Source organism: Streptomyces sp. NPDC000410 (assembly GCF_040300305.1).
In the GTDB taxonomy this organism is placed as follows: domain Bacteria; phylum Actinomycetota; class Actinomycetes; order Streptomycetales; family Streptomycetaceae; genus Streptomyces.
On record NZ_JBEPDM010000048.1, the window covers coordinates 1 to 16,142 of the forward strand.

14 protein-coding genes are annotated in these 16,142 nt (G+C 71.2%); 6 read left to right on the forward strand and 8 right to left on the reverse strand.

The features are described 5' to 3' along the window. The 6 genes from ahcY to ABT342_RS31205 form a co-directional block, all read right to left on the reverse strand. On the reverse strand, nt 1-1,151 hold a 1,151-nt coding region (gene ahcY, locus ABT342_RS31180; protein ID WP_351581286.1), incomplete at its 3' end, for an adenosylhomocysteinase. Further along, nucleotides 1,132-2,022: a methylenetetrahydrofolate reductase [NAD(P)H] gene (gene metF, locus ABT342_RS31185; RefSeq protein ID WP_351581289.1), complete on the reverse strand. Its 891-nt coding sequence runs from the start codon at nt 2,020-2,022 to the stop codon at nt 1,132-1,134. The genes ahcY and metF, both read right to left, overlap by 20 nt. Beyond that, nucleotides 2,022-5,474: a methionine synthase gene (gene metH, locus ABT342_RS31190; RefSeq protein WP_351581291.1), complete on the reverse strand. Its 3,453-nt coding sequence runs from the start codon at nt 5,472-5,474 to the stop codon at nt 2,022-2,024. Before metH ends, metF begins: the two co-directional genes overlap by 1 nt. Beyond that, complete coding sequence (locus ABT342_RS31195) at nt 5,471-6,499, reverse strand: carbohydrate kinase family protein (protein ID WP_351581293.1); 1,029 nt, start codon at nt 6,497-6,499, stop codon at nt 5,471-5,473. Before ABT342_RS31195 ends, metH begins: the two co-directional genes overlap by 4 nt. Before the next feature lie 91 nt (nt 6,500-6,590). Then, nucleotides 6,591-7,799, reverse strand: a complete 1,209-nt coding sequence (gene metK, locus ABT342_RS31200; protein WP_351581295.1) for a methionine adenosyltransferase — start codon at nt 7,797-7,799, stop codon at nt 6,591-6,593. A gap of 391 nt (nt 7,800-8,190) precedes the next feature. Next, the gene (locus ABT342_RS31205) at nt 8,191-9,255 is read right to left on the reverse strand and encodes a glucose-1-phosphate thymidylyltransferase (RefSeq protein WP_351581297.1); all 1,065 of its coding nucleotides are present in this window, start codon (nt 9,253-9,255) and stop codon (nt 8,191-8,193) included. A gap of 145 nt (nt 9,256-9,400) precedes the next feature. On the opposite strand from ABT342_RS31205, the gene ABT342_RS31210 reads away from it, so the two are divergent. Then, a complete protein-coding gene (locus ABT342_RS31210) occupies nt 9,401-10,795 on the forward strand; it encodes an NDP-hexose 2,3-dehydratase family protein (RefSeq protein WP_351581299.1) in 1,395 nt (464 codons plus the stop codon). Between the two features lie 94 nt (nt 10,796-10,889). Here ABT342_RS31210 and ABT342_RS31215 read toward each other — a convergent pair whose 3' ends face one another. Beyond that, complete coding sequence (locus tag ABT342_RS31215) at nt 10,890-11,759, reverse strand: AfsR/SARP family transcriptional regulator (protein ID WP_351581355.1); 870 nt, start codon at nt 11,757-11,759, stop codon at nt 10,890-10,892. Between the two features lie 853 nt (nt 11,760-12,612). On the opposite strand from ABT342_RS31215, the gene ABT342_RS31220 reads away from it, so the two are divergent. The 5 genes from ABT342_RS31220 to ABT342_RS31240 all read left to right on the forward strand — a co-directional run bounded on the left by ABT342_RS31220 (nt 12,613) and on the right by ABT342_RS31240 (nt 15,089). Then, on the forward strand, nt 12,613-12,828 hold the full coding sequence (locus ABT342_RS31220; RefSeq protein ID WP_351581301.1) for a hypothetical protein: 216 nt from the start codon (nt 12,613-12,615) through the stop codon (nt 12,826-12,828). Between the two features lie 8 nt (nt 12,829-12,836). Beyond that, nucleotides 12,837-13,181 carry a DUF6042 family protein gene (locus ABT342_RS31225; RefSeq protein ID WP_351581304.1) on the forward strand — a complete coding sequence of 115 codons (345 nt, stop codon included), beginning with the start codon at nt 12,837-12,839 and terminating at the stop codon, nt 13,179-13,181. Then, the gene (locus tag ABT342_RS31230) at nt 13,144-13,704 is read left to right on the forward strand and encodes a DUF6042 family protein (protein ID WP_351581357.1); all 561 of its coding nucleotides are present in this window, start codon (nt 13,144-13,146) and stop codon (nt 13,702-13,704) included. The genes ABT342_RS31225 and ABT342_RS31230 overlap by 38 nt, the downstream gene beginning before the upstream one ends. Then, the gene (locus ABT342_RS31235) at nt 13,701-14,159 is read left to right on the forward strand and encodes a hypothetical protein (protein ID WP_351581306.1); all 459 of its coding nucleotides are present in this window, start codon (nt 13,701-13,703) and stop codon (nt 14,157-14,159) included. The genes ABT342_RS31230 and ABT342_RS31235 overlap by 4 nt, the downstream gene beginning before the upstream one ends. A 375-nt stretch (nt 14,160-14,534) precedes the next feature. Continuing rightward, nucleotides 14,535-15,089: a Uma2 family endonuclease gene (locus ABT342_RS31240; protein ID WP_351581308.1), complete on the forward strand. Its 555-nt coding sequence runs from the start codon at nt 14,535-14,537 to the stop codon at nt 15,087-15,089. A gap of 213 nt (nt 15,090-15,302) precedes the next feature. Here the strand turns inward: ABT342_RS31240 and ABT342_RS31245 are convergent, their stop codons facing one another. Next, entirely contained in the window at nt 15,303-16,133 is an 831-nt protein-coding gene (locus ABT342_RS31245; protein ID WP_351581310.1) for a 4'-phosphopantetheinyl transferase family protein, read from the reverse strand. Nucleotides 16,134-16,142 lie beyond the last annotated feature (9 nt).

A 16,142-nucleotide genomic window follows, 5' to 3' on the forward strand; every position in this document is an offset into this window, starting at 1 on the left:
CCCAGGTTCAGCAGACGGCCCTCCGACAGCACGATGATCACCTTGCCGTCCGGGAACGTCCAGGTGTGCACCTGCGGCTTGACCTCGTCCTTGACGACGCCGTCGATCTTCGCCAGGCCGGCCATGTCGATCTCGTTGTCGAAGTGACCGATGTTCCCGACGATCGCCTGGTGCTTCATCCTGGCCATGTCCGAGGCCATGATGATGTCCTTGTTGCCCGTGGTCGTGATGAAGATGTCGGCGATCTCGACGACGTCGTCCAGGGTCGTGACCTGGTAGCCGTCCATGGCGGCCTGCAGGGCACAGATCGGGTCGATCTCGGTGACGATGACGCGCGCGCCCTGGCCGCGCAGCGACTCCGCGCAGCCCTTGCCGACGTCGCCGTAGCCGCAGACGACCGCGACCTTGCCGCCGATCAGAACATCGGTGGCGCGGTTGATGCCGTCGACCAGGGAGTGGCGGCAGCCGTACTTGTTGTCGAACTTCGACTTGGTCACCGCGTCGTTGACGTTGATCGCCGGGAACAGGAGGACACCGTCACGCTGCATCTCGTACAGACGGTGCACACCCGTCGTGGTCTCCTCCGTCACACCACGGATCTCCGAGGCGAGGGCGGTCCAGTCGATGGAGCTCGACTCCAGCAGGGTGCGGACGACGGCGAGTTCCTCGTTGTCGGCGGCCGGGAGCCGGCCCGTCTTCTGGTACTCGACGCCCTTGTGGACGAGGAGGGTGGCGTCTCCGCCGTCGTCGAGGATCATGTTCGGCCCCGCCTGCCCCGGCCAGGTCAGGGCCTGCTCCGTGCACCACCAGTACTCCTCCAGGGTCTCGCCCTTCCAGGCGAAGACCGGGATGCCGGCCGCGGCGATCGCGGCGGCCGCGTGGTCCTGGGTGGAGTAGATGTTGCACGACACCCAGCGCACCTCGGCGCCGAGGGCGACGAGGGTCTCGATGAGCACGGCCGTCTGGACCGTCATGTGGAGCGAGCCGGTGATCCGGGCGCCCGCGAGGGGCTGCGAAGCGGCGTACTCCTTGCGGATCGCCATCAGACCGGGCATCTCGTGCTCGGCGAGGGTGATCTCCTTGCGGCCGAAGGCGGCCAGGGAGAGGTCGGCGACCTTGAAGTCCGTGAAGTCAGCCGTGGGCGAGGACATGTGTGCTCCTTGGGTTCGGGACGAAGTCCGCTGCCGAGCCCAGCACGTTGCGGTGGATCTCCGCCGTCGCGGTGGACTTGTTCAGCGTGATGTAGTGCAGGCCGGGGGCGCCCTCGGCGAGCAGCCTCTCGGCCATGGCGGTGGCGTGGTCGACACCGATCCGGTGTCCCTCGTGGGGCTGGTCGCGGACGGCTTCGAGCCGGCGGGCCAGTTCTTCGGGGAAGGAGGCGCCGCTGAGTTCGGCGAAACGGCCGATCTGGCGTACGTCGGTCGCGGGCATGATCTCGGGGATGATCGGGATGTCGCAGCCGGCGGCGGCGACCCGGTCCCGGAGCCGCAGATAGTCCTCGACGTGGAAGAACATCTGCGTGATCGCGTAGTCGGCACCCGCCCGGCACTTGGCCACGAAGTGCCGGATCTCGCTCTCCCAGTCCGGCGAGCGCGGGTGGCGCTCCGGAAACGCCGCCACGCCGATGGTGAACCCGCCCAGGGAGCGGACGAGTTCGACCAGCTCGTAGGCGTGCGTCAAGCCCTCGGGGTGGGGGGTCCAGGTGCCGAGCGGATCACCGGGCGGGTCTCCGCGCAGCGCGAGGACGTCGCGGATGCCCGCGTCGGCGTACTGCCCGATGATCTGCCGCAGCTCGGCCACCGAGTGCCCGACGGCCGTGAGGTGGGCGACCGGGCGCAGCGTCGTCTCGGCGGCGATGCGGCGGGTGAGGTCGACGGTGCGGTCCCGGGAGGAGCCGCCGGCCCCGTAGGTGACGGAGACGTAGTCGGGGCGCAGTGCCTCGACGCGGCGCAGGGCGCGCCACAGGGTCCGCTCACCCGCCGGCGTCCTCGGCGGGAAGAACTCGAAGGAGAAGGTCGGCATCAGCGTCCTTTGCCCGCGTTGAAGTAGCTCGCCTCGGGGTGGTGGATCACGATGGCGTCGGTGGACTGCTCGGGGTGGAGCTGGAACTCCTCGGAGAGCTGGACGCCGATACGTTCCGGCCGGAGCAGCTCGGCGATCTTGGCGCGGTCCTCCAGGTCCGGGCAGGCCGGGTAGCCGAGCGAGTAGCGGCAGCCCTGGTACTCGGTGCGGAACATGCCTTCCATCGCGGACGGATCACTGCCGTCGATGCCGAGTTCGGCGCGGACGCGGGCGTGCCAGTACTCGGCGAGGGCCTCGGCGAGCTGGACGGACAGTCCGTGCAGTTCGAGGTAGTCGCGGTACGAGTCGGCCGCGAAGAGCTCGGCCGTGGCCTCGCCGATCCTGGAGCCGACGGTGACGACCTGGAGGCCGACCACATCGGTCTCGCCGGACTCCTCCGGGCGGAAGAAGTCGGCCAGGCACAAGCGGCGGCCGCGGCGCTGGCGCGGGAAGGTGAAGCGCGTGCGCTCGGCGCCGTGCTCGTCCAGGATGATCAGGTCGTCGCCCTTGGAGACGCAGGGGAAGTAGCCGTGGACCACGGCCGCCTCCAGCAGGTTCTCCGTCCGCAGCCGGTCGAGCCACATCCGCAGCCGCGGCCGGCCCTCGCTCTCGACGGTGTCCCCCTTGAGTCCCCACTGGCCCTTGAAGAGGGCGGCCTCGTCCAGCCAGGAGGCGTACTCCTTGAGCTGGATGCCCTTGACGACGCGGGTGCCCCGGAACGGCGGGGCGGGCACCGGGTTGTCGGTGGCGACGTCGGAGCGTCCGACGTCCTGCGGTTCCTCCAGTACCAGCTCCCGCTTCGGGACGCGGCGCTGTTTGAGTTCGGGGAGGGCGGCGCCGGGGACGCCTCGTTTGACCGCGATCAGGGCGTCCATCAGGCGCAGGCCCTCGAACGCGTCGCGGGCGTAGCGGACCTCGCCGTCGTAGATCTCGTGGAGGTCCTGCTCGACGTAGGCGCGGGTGAGCGCGGCGCCGCCGAGGATGACGGGGAAGTCGGCGGCCAGCTTGCGCTGGTTCAGCTCCTCCAGGTTCTCCTTCATGATCACGGTGGACTTCACGAGGAGGCCGGACATGCCGATGACGTCGGCCTTGTGCTCCTCGGCGGCCTCCAGGATCGCCGAGACGGGCTGCTTGATGCCGAGATTGACGACGTTGTAGCCGTTGTTCGTCAGGATGATGTCGACGAGGTTCTTGCCGATGTCGTGGACGTCGCCGCGGACGGTGGCGAGGACGATCGTGCCCTTGCCCTCGTCGTCGGACTTCTCCATGTGCGGCTCGAGGTGGGCCACGGCCGTCTTCATGACCTCGGCCGACTGGAGGACGAACGGCAGCTGCATCTGGCCGGAGCCGAACAGCTCACCGACGACCTTCATGCCCTCCAGCAGGGTGTCGTTGACGATGGCGAGGGCGGGCCGGGTCTGAAGGGCCTCGTCGAGGTCCGTCTCCAGGCCGTTCTTCTCCCCGTCGATGATGCGGCGCCGAAGCCGCTCCTCCAGGGGCAGCGCGAGGAGCTCCTCCGCCCGCCCGTCCTTCATCGACTTCATGTTGACGCCCTCGAAGAGCGCCATCAGCTTCTGCAGCGGGTCGTAGTCCTCGCCGCGCCGGTCGTAGATCAGATCCAGTGCGACCTCGACCTGCTCCTCGTCGAAGCGGGCGATCGGCAGGATCTTGCTCGCGTGGACGATCGCCGAGTCCAGGCCCGCCTTCACGCACTCGTCCAGGAAGACCGAGTTCAGCAGGACACGGGCGGCCGGGTTGAGGCCGAAGGAAATATTGGAGAGACCGAGCGTGGTCTGCACGTCCGGGTGGCGGCGCTTGAGCTCGCGGATCGCCTCGATCGTCGCGATGCCGTCGCCCCGGGACTCCTCCTGGCCGGTGCAGATGGTGAAGGTCAGCGTGTCGATGAGGATGTCCGACTCCCGGATCCCCCAGTTCCCCGTCAGGTCCGCGATCAGCCGCTCCGCGATGGCGACCTTGTCGTCGACGGTCCTGGCCTGGCCCTCCTCGTCGATGGTCAGCGCGATCAGCGCGGCACCGTGCTCCTGGGCGAGGCGGGTCACCTTCGCGAAACGCGACTCCGGCCCGTCACCGTCCTCGTAGTTCACGGAGTTGATGACGGCGCGCCCGCCGAGCATCTCCAGGCCCGCCCGGATCACGGGAACCTCGGTCGAGTCCAGCACGACGGGAAGGGTGGACGCGGTCGCGAAGCGCCCGGCCAGCTCCTTCATGTCCGCGACGCCGTCACGGCCCACGTAGTCCACGCACAGGTCCAGCATGTGCGCGCCCTCGCGGATCTGGTCGCGCGCCATCTCCACACAGTCGTCCCAACGGGCCTCCAGCATCGCCTCGCGGAACTTCTTCGACCCGTTGGCGTTCGTCCGCTCACCGATCGCCATGTACGAGGTGTCCTGCCGGAACGGCACCGTCTGGTACAGGGAGGCGGCACCCGGCTCCGGACGCGGCTCACGCACCGTGGGCACAAGGCCCCGAACCCGCTCCACCACGTGCCGCAGGTGCTCCGGTGTCGTACCGCAGCAGCCGCCCACCAGCGAGAGCCCGTACTCGCGGACGAACCCCTCCTGCGCGTCCGCCATCTCGGCGGCCGAGAGCGGGTAGTGCGCGCCGTCCTTGGTCAGCACGGGCAGGCCGGCGTTGGGCATGCAGGACAGCGGGATGCGGGCGTTGCGCGCCAGATACCGCAGGTGCTCGCTCATCTCCGCCGGGCCGGTCGCGCAGTTCAGCCCGATCATGTCGATGCCGAGCGGCTCCAGCGCCGTCAGCGCCGCGCCGATCTCCGAACCGAGCAGCATCGTGCCGGTCGTCTCCACCGTCACCGAGCAGATCAGCGGGACGCTGACGCCGAGGGCCTCCATGGCCCGGCGCGCGCCGATGAGGGAGGACTTGGTCTGGAGCAGGTCCTGGGTCGTCTCCACCAGCAGCGCGTCCGCGCCGCCGGTCAGCAGACCCTCCGCGTTGATCTGGTAGGCGTCCCGGATCGTCGCGTACGTGATGTGGCCCAGCGTGGGCAGCTTCGTCCCCGGCCCCATCGAGCCCAGGACCCAGCGCTGCCGGCCGGTCGAGGCCGTGAACTCGTCGGCGACCTCACGCGCGATCCGCGCACCGGACTCCGACAGCTCGAAGTTCCGCTCCGCGATGTCGTACTCCGCCAGCGCCGCGTAGTTCGCGCCGAAGGTGTTGGTCTCCACACAGTCCACGCCCACCGAGAAGTACGCCTCGTGGACCGAGCGCACGATGTCGGGGCGCGTGACGTTCAGGACCTCGTTGCAGCCCTCCAGCTGCTGGAAGTCCTCCATCGTCGGGTCCTGCGCCTGGAGCATCGTGCCCATCGCCCCGTCGGCGACCACCACACGGGAGGTGAGTGCCTCCCTGAGGGTTTCCGCAGCCGCCGTCACGAGGCGTCGCCGCCCTCGCGCGTGGCGGCCTCCAGGTGGGGTGCCGACTCCGCGGCGGCGTCGGCGCCGTACGCGGCCGTGAGGTTGGCGAGGAGCCGGTCGGGGGTGGCGTCGTACGACTGGGAGCCGACGGTGCGGATCGCCTCGGCCGCGACCGCGCAGCCGAGCCGGGCGGCGGCCGTCAGGGCCAGACCCCAGGCGGTGGCGGCGAGGAAACCGGCCCGGAACGCGTCACCGACGCCGGTCGGGTCGGCCACCGGGACGTCGGGCACGGCGGGTACGTGCAGCAAGGTGCCGTCGGCGCGTTCGGCGCGGGCGCCGCTCCCGCCGAGGGTGGTGATCCAGGTGCCGACCCGGTCGAGCATCCGGCCGTGGGTCCAGCCGGTGCGTTCGAGCAGCAGGGCGGCCTCGTACTCGTTGGTGAAGAGCCAGCGGGCGCCGTCCACCAGGTCACGCACCTGCCCGCCGTCGAGGCGGGCGAGCTGCTGCGAGGGGTCGGCGGCGAACGGGATGCCCAGCTCCCGGCACTGCCGGGTGTGGCGGAGCATCGCCTCGGGATCGTTGGGCGCGATCAGGACCAGGTCCGGCCGGGCGCCGGCGGCGGCCGGGCCGGCCCCGGTGTCCCCGGTCAGGGCCGCCAGGTCGATGTCGCGCGCCTCGGCCATGGCGCCCGCGTAGAACGCCGCGATCTGGTTGGCGTCCTGGTCGGTGGTGCACATGAACCTGGCGGTCTGGCGTTCGCCGGAGACCAGGACGCCTCCGGTGTCGACGCCGTGCTCCTTGAGCCACACCTCGTACGGCCCGAAGTCGCTGCCGACCGCGCCGATCAGGAGCGGTCTCAGGCCGAGCCCGCCGAGCCCGAAGGCGATGTTGGCGGCGACGCCGCCGCGCCGTACTTCGAGGTCGTCGACGAGGAACGACAGAGAGACATGGTCCAGTTGTCCGGGGATCAGCTGGTCCGTGAACCTGCCGGGAAACACGGTCAGATGGTCCGTGGCGATCGAGCCGGACACCGCGATACGCACGTGAGCACTCCCGTTGGGTGCGTGGGCCGGGGCAGAGGCCGCTGGGTCGGCCGGCCGGTCTGGGGCCGGTCGTCGGTCGGTGGAGGGCGGATCAGAGTCCGGCCGCGGCCTTGAGCAGCTCGGCGCGGTCGGTCTGCTCCCAGGTGAAGTCGGGCAGTTCGCGGCCGAAGTGGCCGTAGGCGGCGGTCCGGGAGTAGATCGGGCGGAGCAGGTCGAGGTCGCGGATGATGGCGGCCGGGCGCAGGTCGAAGACCTCGGAGATGGCCCGCTCGATGTCGGCCTGCGGGACGGTCGCGGTGCCGAAGGTCTCGACGAACAGGCCGACCGGCTCGGCCTTGCCGATCGCGTAGGCGACCTGGACCTCGCAGCGGCGGGCGAGCCCGGCGGCGACGACGTTCTTGGCGACCCAGCGCATCGCGTACGCGGCCGAACGGTCCACCTTGGACGGGTCCTTGCCGGAGAAGGCTCCGCCACCATGGCGGGCCATGCCGCCGTAGGTGTCGATGATGATCTTGCGGCCGGTGAGGCCGGCGTCGCCCATCGGACCACCGATCTCGAACCGCCCGGTGGGGTTGACCAGCAGCCGGTAGCCCTCGGTCTCCAGCTTGATGCCGTCCTCCGCGAGCTGGTCGAGGACGTACTGCACGACATGCTCCTGGATGTCGGGCGTGAGCAGCGATCCCAGGTCGATGTCGCTCGCGTGCTGCGAGGAGACCACGACCGTGTCGAGCCGGACCGGGCGGCTGCCCTGGTACTCGATGGTGACCTGGGTCTTGCCGTCCGGGCGCAGGTAGGGGACGGTGCCGTCCTTGCGGACCTCGGTCAGGCGGCGCGAGAGACGGTGGGCCAGCTCGACCGGCAGCGGCATCAGGTTCGGGGTCTCGTCGCTGGCGTAGCCGAACATCAGGCCCTGGTCGCCCGCGCCCTGCCGGTCCAGCTCGTCGTCGTCGCCCTCGACCCGCTTCTCGTACGCGGTGTCCACGCCCTGCGCGATGTCCGGGGACTGAGCGCCGATGGAGACCGAGACGCCGCAGGAGGCGCCGTCGAAGCCCTTCTTCGAGGAGTCGTAGCCGATTTCGAGGATCTTGTCGCGTACCAGGGCCGGGATGTCCGCGTACGCCTTGGTCGTGACCTCGCCCGCCACGTGCACCTGGCCGGTGGTGATGAGCGTCTCGACGGCGACGCGGGACGCCGGGTCCTCGCGCAGCAGCGCGTCGAGGACGGCGTCGCTGATCTGGTCGGCGATCTTGTCGGGGTGACCCTCGGTCACGGACTCCGAGGTGAAAAGGCGACGAGACATGGCTCTCCAGGTTCCTTGTAGGAGGTAGAGGTAGGGGGGAGGGGGATACGGCCCGCGGTCGGGCGGGGAACGGCTGGGGGCCGGCGGCACATCAGGGGGTGCCGGCCGCGGTTGCGGAAACGGTCGCGATCGAGGTCGAGGTCGAGGTCGTGCGGGGACTCCTGCCTCGGCCTCCTGGGGCACGGCGGTGCACGGTTCTCACGGAGCGTGCCGCCGTCGCGGCCGGGCTCGGCTCTCCGGCCACTTTCGCCGGGGTGGCTCGCCTGCCGCTCGTGCCCCGGTCAAAGCACCCATGAGGCCGGGTACGTGGGCCGGTGGAGTACGGGCAGTGGCGCGCCGCGGCGGAGCACGAGCCGCGGTCGAGGCACTCCCGACCGGACACGCGGAGGCCTCACGCCGCCACCTCCGCGTTGGCATGGTCTCCGACGAACAGCTGGTGCCCGGCGGCGGTGGAGCGGCCGATCCGGGCCCACCGGCCGATGATCGAGTGGTCGAGGGCGGGGACGCCGTCGACGGCGGCGCCCTCCAGGAGGATCGAGTCGGCGACGGCGGACTGCCGCAGGACGCAGTCGCGGCCGACGGAGACGTACGGCCCGACGGTGCAGTCGGTCACCGTGCTTCCGGCACCGATCACCAGCGGCCCCACCAGGTGGCTGCCGCGTACCCGGGCTCCCGGCTCGATCACGACCGGGCCGGTCAGGGTGCTGGCGGCGTCGACGTCCCCGTGCACGGCGGGCCCGGGCAGCCGCCCGAGCAGTTCCCGGTTGCAGTCGAGCAGGTCCTCCGCCCTGCCGGTGTCCTTCCAGTAGCCGTCGTAGCGCTCGGCGCGCACCAGCGCGCCGTCGTCGGCGAGGCGCTGGATGGCGTCGGTGATCTCCAGTTCGCCCCGGGCGCTGGGGCGCAGCCCGGCGACCGCCCGGTGGATCCGGGAGGTGAAGAAGTAGACGCCGAGCACGGCGAGGTCACTGGCGGGTTCGGCCGGCTTCTCGACCAGGCGGTGCACCCGGCCGTCGGCGCCGACCTCGGCCACCCCGTAGGCGCGCGGATCGGCCACCGGCTGCACGAGCAGCAACGCGTCGGCGCGGTCGGCGGCGAAGGCGTGGGCGGCCTTCGCCATGCCGTCCGCGAGCACGTTGTCGGCCAGGCACATGACGAAGTCGTCGTCGCCGAGGAAGTCGCCCGCGAGCTGGACGCAGTGCGCGAGCCCCAGCGGGTGTTCCTGGTGCAGATAGGTGAGACGGAGCCCGAACGCGGAACCGTCGCCGACCACCTGGAAGATCTCCGCGGCGTGTGTACCGACGACGACGGCCGCCTCGGTGACGCCCGCGTCGCGGATGTTCTCCAGGCAGTGCACGAGAACGGGCTTGTTGGCTACGGGCAGCAGTTGTTTGGCGGTCGAGTGGGTGAAGGGGCGTAGCCGGGACCCCGTCCCTCCCGACAGTATGAGGGCCTTCATGTTCGGCAAGTGTGCACACGGTTCCTCAAGGAGAGCTTGACGCGGCCCGGAGCACGGGGTGGTCCGCGGCGCCCGGCCCGCGAACTCGACGGGCCGGCCGGCCGTCGTCGACCGGGCCTCGAGCGGGGCCCCGGACCATGGCCGCATGGCCTCATCGTCGACCGCACCGCCTCCCGACGTGGCACGGGACGCCTCCTTCGACCGGTGGCTGGACGAGCAGCGCCGCAGGCATCGCCACACCGTGCGGCGCGCGCCGCTCGACTCGCTGCCGGGCTGGCGCTTCTGCCGGGACACCGGAGATCTGGTGCACTCCTCCGGCCGGTTCTTCTCCGTCTCCGGGCTGCGCGCCACCACCGACTTCGGCACCGAGGGACAGCGGCCGCGCAGCTGGACCCAGCCCGTCATCGTGCAGCGCGAGGTCGGGCTGCTCGGCATGCTGCTCAAGGAGCACCGCGGCGAGGTGCACTGCCTGATGCAGGCCAAGATGGAGCCGGGCAACGTCAACGGGCTGCAGCTGTCACCGACCGTCCAGGCCACCCGCAGCAACTTCACGGGAGTGCACCGGGGCCGCCGCGTGCCGTACACGGAGTACTTCACCGGGGACCGGCGCGACGGGAGGGTGCTCGCCGACTCGCTCCAGTCCGAGCAGGGCTGGTGGTTCCTGCACAAGCGGAACCGCAACGTGGTCGTCATGACGGACGAGGACGTGCCCGCGCTCGACGGGTTCCGCTGGCTGTCGCTGCGTCAGGTCGGTGCGCTGCTCCACCGCGACCACCTGGTGAACATGGACAGCCGTGCGGTCCTGGCGACGCTGCCGCGGCAGGTGCCCGAGGGCCGCGGCGGGCCGCCGGACCCGGCGGGTGAGGACGATGCCCTGCACTCGTTCGCCGAGGTGCTCTCGGCCCTGGCCGACGCCCGGTTCAGGTACGAACTGGCCCAGGAGCAGCTTCCGCTGCGGAAGGTCCTGGAGGACTCCACGAGCCCGTGGCGGCGGACCCGGGACGGCATCGGGCGGCACGACGGCCGGCATTTCACGGTGCTCGGCGTGACCGTGGAGGCGGCCGGACGCGAGGTGGCCCGCTGGTCCCAGCCGCTGCTCGCCCCGGTGGCGGGACTCGCCGGGCTGCTCGTGCGGCGCGTCGACGGGGTGCCGCACGTGCTGCTGCGGGCCCGGGTGGAGGCGGGCGCCCTGAACGTGGCCGAATTCGGGCCCACGGTGCAGTGCTCACCGAGTCATCTGAACGGGCCGGGCGTGCGCCGCCCAGAGTTCCTGGACACGCTGCTCGCACCGCCCGCCGGGCGGGTGCTGTTCGACTCCGAGCAGTCCGAGGAGGGCGGGCGCTTCCACCACGCGCTGACCCGCAATCTGATCGTCGAGCTGGACGAGGTGGACGGGGTGGACGAGGTGGACACGCACGATCTGCCACCGGACTTCTGCTGGGTGTCGGTGCCGCAGGCGCGGGCGTTGCTGCGGCACGGCAACTATCTCAATGTGCAGGCCCGGTGTCTGATGACGGCCCTGACGCTGGCGACGCGCTAGGGGGTCGGGCCGGATCGGGGACCGGGGCCCCCACGCCGCAGGGCGCTACGGCCAGGCCCTGCCGGCGAGGAGGGGCACGAGGGAGCCGTTCCGGTCAGCTCACCTGGGCGGCCAGGTAGCCGTTGCGTACCGGTGCCCTGGTGACGCCGCGCGCGGGGCGCGCGGCCGGGGTCTCGGCGGGAGCCGCCGGCTCGGGGTGGGCCGTCAGGATCGACCGCTGCAGACGGCCCAGTGCCGGAGACGGTTCGATGCCCAACTGCTGCACCAGCGTGGTGTGCAGGCGCTGGTAGGCGCTCAGCGCCTCGCCCCGGCGGCCGGAGCGGTGCAGCGCGATCATGAACTGGGCGTGCAGGCTCTCGTGCATCCGGTGCTGATTGACCAGGACCGTCAGTTCGGACAGCAGCTCGCGGTGGCGGCCGAGCCGCAGGTCGGCTTCGATGCGCTGGTCGAGGGCGCACAGCCGGGCCTCTTCCAGGCGCCTGGCCTCCAGAGCGATCCGGCCGCCCGCCTGGACGTCGGCGAGCGCGCCTCCGGTCCACAGGGCGAGGGCCTCGCCCAGCCGCTCGGAGGCGCCGGTGTAGTCCTCGGCGTCCATGGCCCGGTAGCCCGCGCCCGCGCTCCGCTCGAACTCGCGGAAATCGAGACGGCCGCCACGGGTGTCGAGCCGGTAGCCGCCCGGAAGCGTCACGAGAACGTCCTTGGCGGTGACGGTCCCCGCGTCCGCTCCCCGGGCGAGGGCCTTGCCGATCAGGTCGCGCAGCTGCAGCACGTACGTCTGCAGCGTGGTGCGCGCGCTGCGCGGCGGGTTCTCGCCCCAGAGCTCCTCGATGAGGGCGGCCACGGGAACCACCTGGTCGGCGTGGAGCGCGAGAAGCGCGAGCACCTGACGCGGCTTGGGGGCGGTGGGCGTGATCGAAATGCCGTTCTCGTGCGCGGTGAGCGCGCCCAGTACGTCGATGTTCATCAGGATCCCCTCGTTGGTGCGCGCCAGGTCGGCGCGTTGCAGGGCCACCGCTTCCGCACCGGTCAGGACGAGCTGCGGGCTCTGAACTCCATCCCGAGTAAAAAACAGCACGGTTGGTTTGTCAATCGGAGCACGGGCGGGTGCCGTCGGCCGAAGAGCACGCGGGATCAGGGTCGTTCGGGCGCCGACGGGTGCGGCGGCGGGGCGGAGGGCGCCTCGCCCCGGCTCGAGCGTCACGGATGTCACCAACGCCACAGTGACGCTCCACGCGTCTGATCTTCTGCCAGGCCGACGCCCAGTGGAAGGAGGGGACTTGTCGGCCGGGCCGCCGATGTCGACCACCTCGGCAACGGTGCTGTCGTGTTCGGGGGCGGTGTGTCGGCGTGCGGCGCGGGCGGTGCCGGCGGCCTTGGTGCACAGCGGACAGCGGCACTTGTGGTGGTTGCAGCGGTACTCGTCGTGCGGGAGGTCGTCGCGGCGCGCGGCGCCCTCCGCCCTGGCCGTCTTCAGGGCGTCGGCGAACTGCCGGTCGGCGCGGGCATGTGCCCGTACTGCCTCGGCGAGCAGCGGGCAGCCGCGGCCGGGCAGTCGCCGGCCGCCCGCTGGGCTGCCGAGGAGGAGCACTGCGCCCAGCAGGCGGGGGCCACCGCGCGGCTGACCGAAGAACTGGACGCGGAGGCCGTCGAACGGGAAGCCTGCGACCGCGCGGAGGCCGAGCAGCGCGCCCAGGCCGAGGAGGCACGCACCGCGCGGCCGACGAGGAGAACGCCCGGCCCCGGGAGGAGTTCGCCCGAGAGAACCCCGAACTCGCCGCCTCCAGCCCGAGCGCCCCGTTCCGATCACGATAGGTGGGATGCGTCCGGATCCCACCCACCGAGGCCCCCCGATCCGCCATGGGGTCCTCGGCGAGACGCACAGCGAGGCCGACCTTCGCGCCGGGCTCCAGCGCCTCGCCGACGCCGGCCTCCTCGACCTCGATGACCCGGCAGACGAGGACGGGCCGCTCGCCCACCTCCCTGCCGAGCGGATCAAGAACCTCCCGCCGTACTCCGCCCAGCAGCACTCGTAAGGAGCCCCATGACCGTCGACCAGGACACCACCCAGGACCCTCCCGGCGGGGGCCTGTCCATGCACACCGGATGGTTCCGCGCCGGCCGGCAGCACTACCTGCCCCAGCACCAGGCGATGATGTTGTGCATGCTCTTCGGCACCGCCACAGTCCGCAAGCTGCGCGGCAACGTCGACGAGGTCCTGCAGCAGGTGTTCGACGACGAGCCCGGAGCATTCTTCGGCGGGGACGGGGACACTCTCGCCTCCCCTGTCGCGTGGATGACTTCCGACGCCCGCCCTGGACTACGCAGACAGCGACGAGGAGCAGGAAGAAATTCGCGCGGCCGCCGCGGAGCGCCGAACCAGGTGTGAGGCCCTGCTGCTCGCTGTCGGCCTGCCGGTGCCGACGACGATCCGCGAACTCGCGGAGACCATGGTCGCCCTGGGCATTGCCACCCAGGAGGACGGCGTGTGGTCCATGCCCGACCTGATCCCCGGCCCCGAGACCGTCCTCGCGCTGACGGACGCTGAACGGGACGAGCTCACGGACATGCGCCGCATCTGGGACGGCGACCCGGCGGCGGCCGCCCTGCACAACTACCTCACCGACGACCTGGACTGCCCGGACGAGTTCTTCACGTCCGTCGACCGGTTGTCCCGGGCGACAGGCCAGGGCGAGGACGAGGTCCGGCGCGTACTGGGCCGGATGATCCAGGACGGCGAGGTCCGGCTCCAGCGTGGCACCGCCCGTGAACAGGTCGCCCTCGAGACCCTCAAGAGCCACGAGCGCTTCCACTTCGTGACGGACTGGGAGCTCTACGACGAGAATCGATTCACCAACGTCCACGAGCCCCGCAACGACGACCAGGGCGACGAGCCCCGAGGAGCGGAGTGACCGCCATCCCCGCGCGGCAGACCGCCACCGACGGCCCGATCCAGGACTACATCCGCGCCCTGCTGCGCCGCAGCCTGGAAGAAAGGACCGCCCGCCACGAGTCGATCCGAAAGGTCGAAGCGGCTGGGCACCGCGTCATCGACGGCGGACAGATCGGCGAGAACGCCTGGGAGATCACGGACTGGCGCACCGGCGAACTCATCGAGAAGGGGACGGGCGGCTACGAGGCCTACGACGCCACTTGCGAACGGCTCGATCCGGCCGGCATGTGGATCCTGATCGACAACGTAGGGGATGAGGAAGACCGACCTCTTGTGGAACACGACGGAATTCCCGCCAGCCTCGCCGAAGCGCTGCAGGACTGGCTGGGGTGGGCCGGTACGACGGACGGGGACGTCGCCCGGTTCGTGGGGTGGCCCGTGAAGAAGGTCGGCAGGCACCGCGAGAGCACCTGACGTCACGCCCCGGGTCGCGCCGCCGGTCTCGGTGTGGTTCACCGCGGCCGGCCGCGTACTTTCGGGTCAGCTCTCGTCGAGGGTGGCCTGGACGGTGGCTATCAGCGCGTTCGCCTGCGCGGTGCCGGCCGCTTCGACTGCGGCGGCCTGCCCTCCACGCGAACCAGCCGGCCGTGATGCTGCCCGCGATGGCCGATCCGGCGGCAATCAGGGCGGTCCCCACTCACTCATGCGGTGATCCTGCCCACCGAGGCTGATACTCCCGCCCACGAGGCTGATCCCCGGGCAGTTCCGGCGCCACTCGCAGTGCTCGGGCGGTAGCGTCAGAACCACCAGCGAGAAGGGCGCGACCGTGACCGGGATGCAGGGCGAACGATGAGCACAGCGGCCGACTACGACGGCGTCGACCCCGAACGGGCCCTGAAGTACGCCGTCCAGCACATCAAGGGCGACCGCGCCCAGATCATCGAGGGGATCATCGAGCCGGTGTCTCCGACCTGGGACCACGAAGCCGCGGCCGAGACGATCCGCGATCAGATCCGGCCCCGTGCCCGCGAACTCGGGTGCGTCACCGGGTCCGGCAACCTGGACCTTCCCGGCTCCTCCAACTGGTACATCCCCGACATCGCGGTGGTGTCGGCCGCGCAGGCGAAGGGCGCCACCGCGCTCCTGCCCCAGGACACCCTCCTGATCGTCGAGGTCACCTCCGAGTCCAACCGCGACACGGACCGGATCGTGAAACGCAAGCGGTACGCCGAGTACCACGCTCCTCTCTACCTGGTCGTGGACCGGCAGGAACAGAGCATCACCCTGTACTCGGAGCCCGGCCCGCTCGGCTACACCCGCGTCGACGGCCCCCATCCGTTCGGCACACGAGTCCGGCTGCCCGAACCGTTCGACCTTGACCTCGACACCGACGACCTGGCCTGAGCGGCGGCCCACCGGCCAGGTTCCCACTGGGCCACCTCGCGCCCCCGATCCGCGCTCTGGACGGGTGTGCCGTCATCTCGCACCCGCTTCGGCACGACCGTTCTCCCGGACCCACCGGCCAAACCCCTCAGGGCAGAGGGAAGTCCTCCTGTACGTCGAGATCCGCGGCTCGGCCACCGTCACCGAGGCCGCCGACCGCGCGGTGACGGGCCGTCAGTCCAGGAGTTCGGTGACGGCGCCCATGAAACCCTCGTCGAGCATGGTGTGTGCCGCCGTGTCACGGGAGCTGTCCAGGCCCGCGTCGTGGCGGGCCACGCTGAGCAGGTAGCGGCCGAGGACGTGGTGCGTGGCGAAGGCCCATTCCCCGCGGGCGGCCGGCCGGCCGTCCGGGGCGATCAGGTCGCCGCTGTCCGCGCCGAAGCCGAACTCGGTGAAGCCGAGCCGCAGTCCCTGCCCCAGCGCCTTGGTGTAGGCCTCCTTCAGGGTCCACAGGCGCAGCATGGCCGCGGTGCGTCCGGCGTCGGTGAGAGGTTCGAGATCGGCGCGTTCGGCGGGGGTGAGCACATGGCCGCCCATCAGGTCGTACGACATGCGGCGGCCCGCCGGTTCGGCGTCGACGCCGATGCGGCCGTCGCGGCTGACGCCGACGGCGATCAGGTCGTCGGTGTGGGTGAGGCTCACGTCGATCTGGTCGAAGCCGCGCAGGTACGGGCGTCCGCCGATCTTGTACGCGAGGTCGAGCTCGGCCGGGTCGGTGCGCAGGGCGGCGGCGGCCGCGTACTTGGTGGCGAGGCGGGAGGCGACGAAGCGGTAGCGGACCGTGGGGTCGGTGGTGCGGCGGTAGCGCTGCCAGTCGCGGCCGAGCAGCGGGCGCAGCGCGGGTTCGGCGACGACGGCGGTGAGCCATTCGCCCCAGGTGGTGTGGACGACGGCGTTGCCGTAGCGGTCCATGGCCTCGCGTACCCGGTGCCAGGGCGCGTTCGGTCCGCTGACGTGGACCGGCGCGCTGATGCGCTGCGCGCCGGCGGGGGCGGTGTCGGTCAAGGGCCCTTC

What these genes read in the sequence shown, in the direction of transcription:
- metF (WP_351581289.1), bottom strand. Translation starts at nt 2,022, where the DNA reads ATGCCGACCTTCTCCTTCGAGTTCTTCCCGCCGAGGACGCCGGCGGGT.
- metK (WP_351581295.1), bottom strand. Translation starts at nt 7,799, where the DNA reads ATGTCTCGTCGCCTTTTCACCTCGGAGTCCGTGACCGAGGGTCACCCC.
- ABT342_RS31205 (WP_351581297.1), bottom strand. Translation starts at nt 9,255, where the DNA reads ATGAAGGCCCTCATACTGTCGGGAGGGACGGGGTCCCGGCTACGCCCC.
- ABT342_RS31210 (WP_351581299.1), top strand. Translation starts at nt 9,401, where the DNA reads ATGGCCTCATCGTCGACCGCACCGCCTCCCGACGTGGCACGGGACGCC.
- ABT342_RS31215 (WP_351581355.1), bottom strand. Translation starts at nt 11,759, where the DNA reads ATGAACATCGACGTACTGGGCGCGCTCACCGCGCACGAGAACGGCATT.
- ABT342_RS31220 (WP_351581301.1), top strand. Translation starts at nt 12,613, where the DNA reads ATGCGTCCGGATCCCACCCACCGAGGCCCCCCGATCCGCCATGGGGTC.
- ABT342_RS31225 (WP_351581304.1), top strand. Translation starts at nt 12,837, where the DNA reads ATGACCGTCGACCAGGACACCACCCAGGACCCTCCCGGCGGGGGCCTG.
- ABT342_RS31240 (WP_351581308.1), top strand. Translation starts at nt 14,535, where the DNA reads ATGAGCACAGCGGCCGACTACGACGGCGTCGACCCCGAACGGGCCCTG.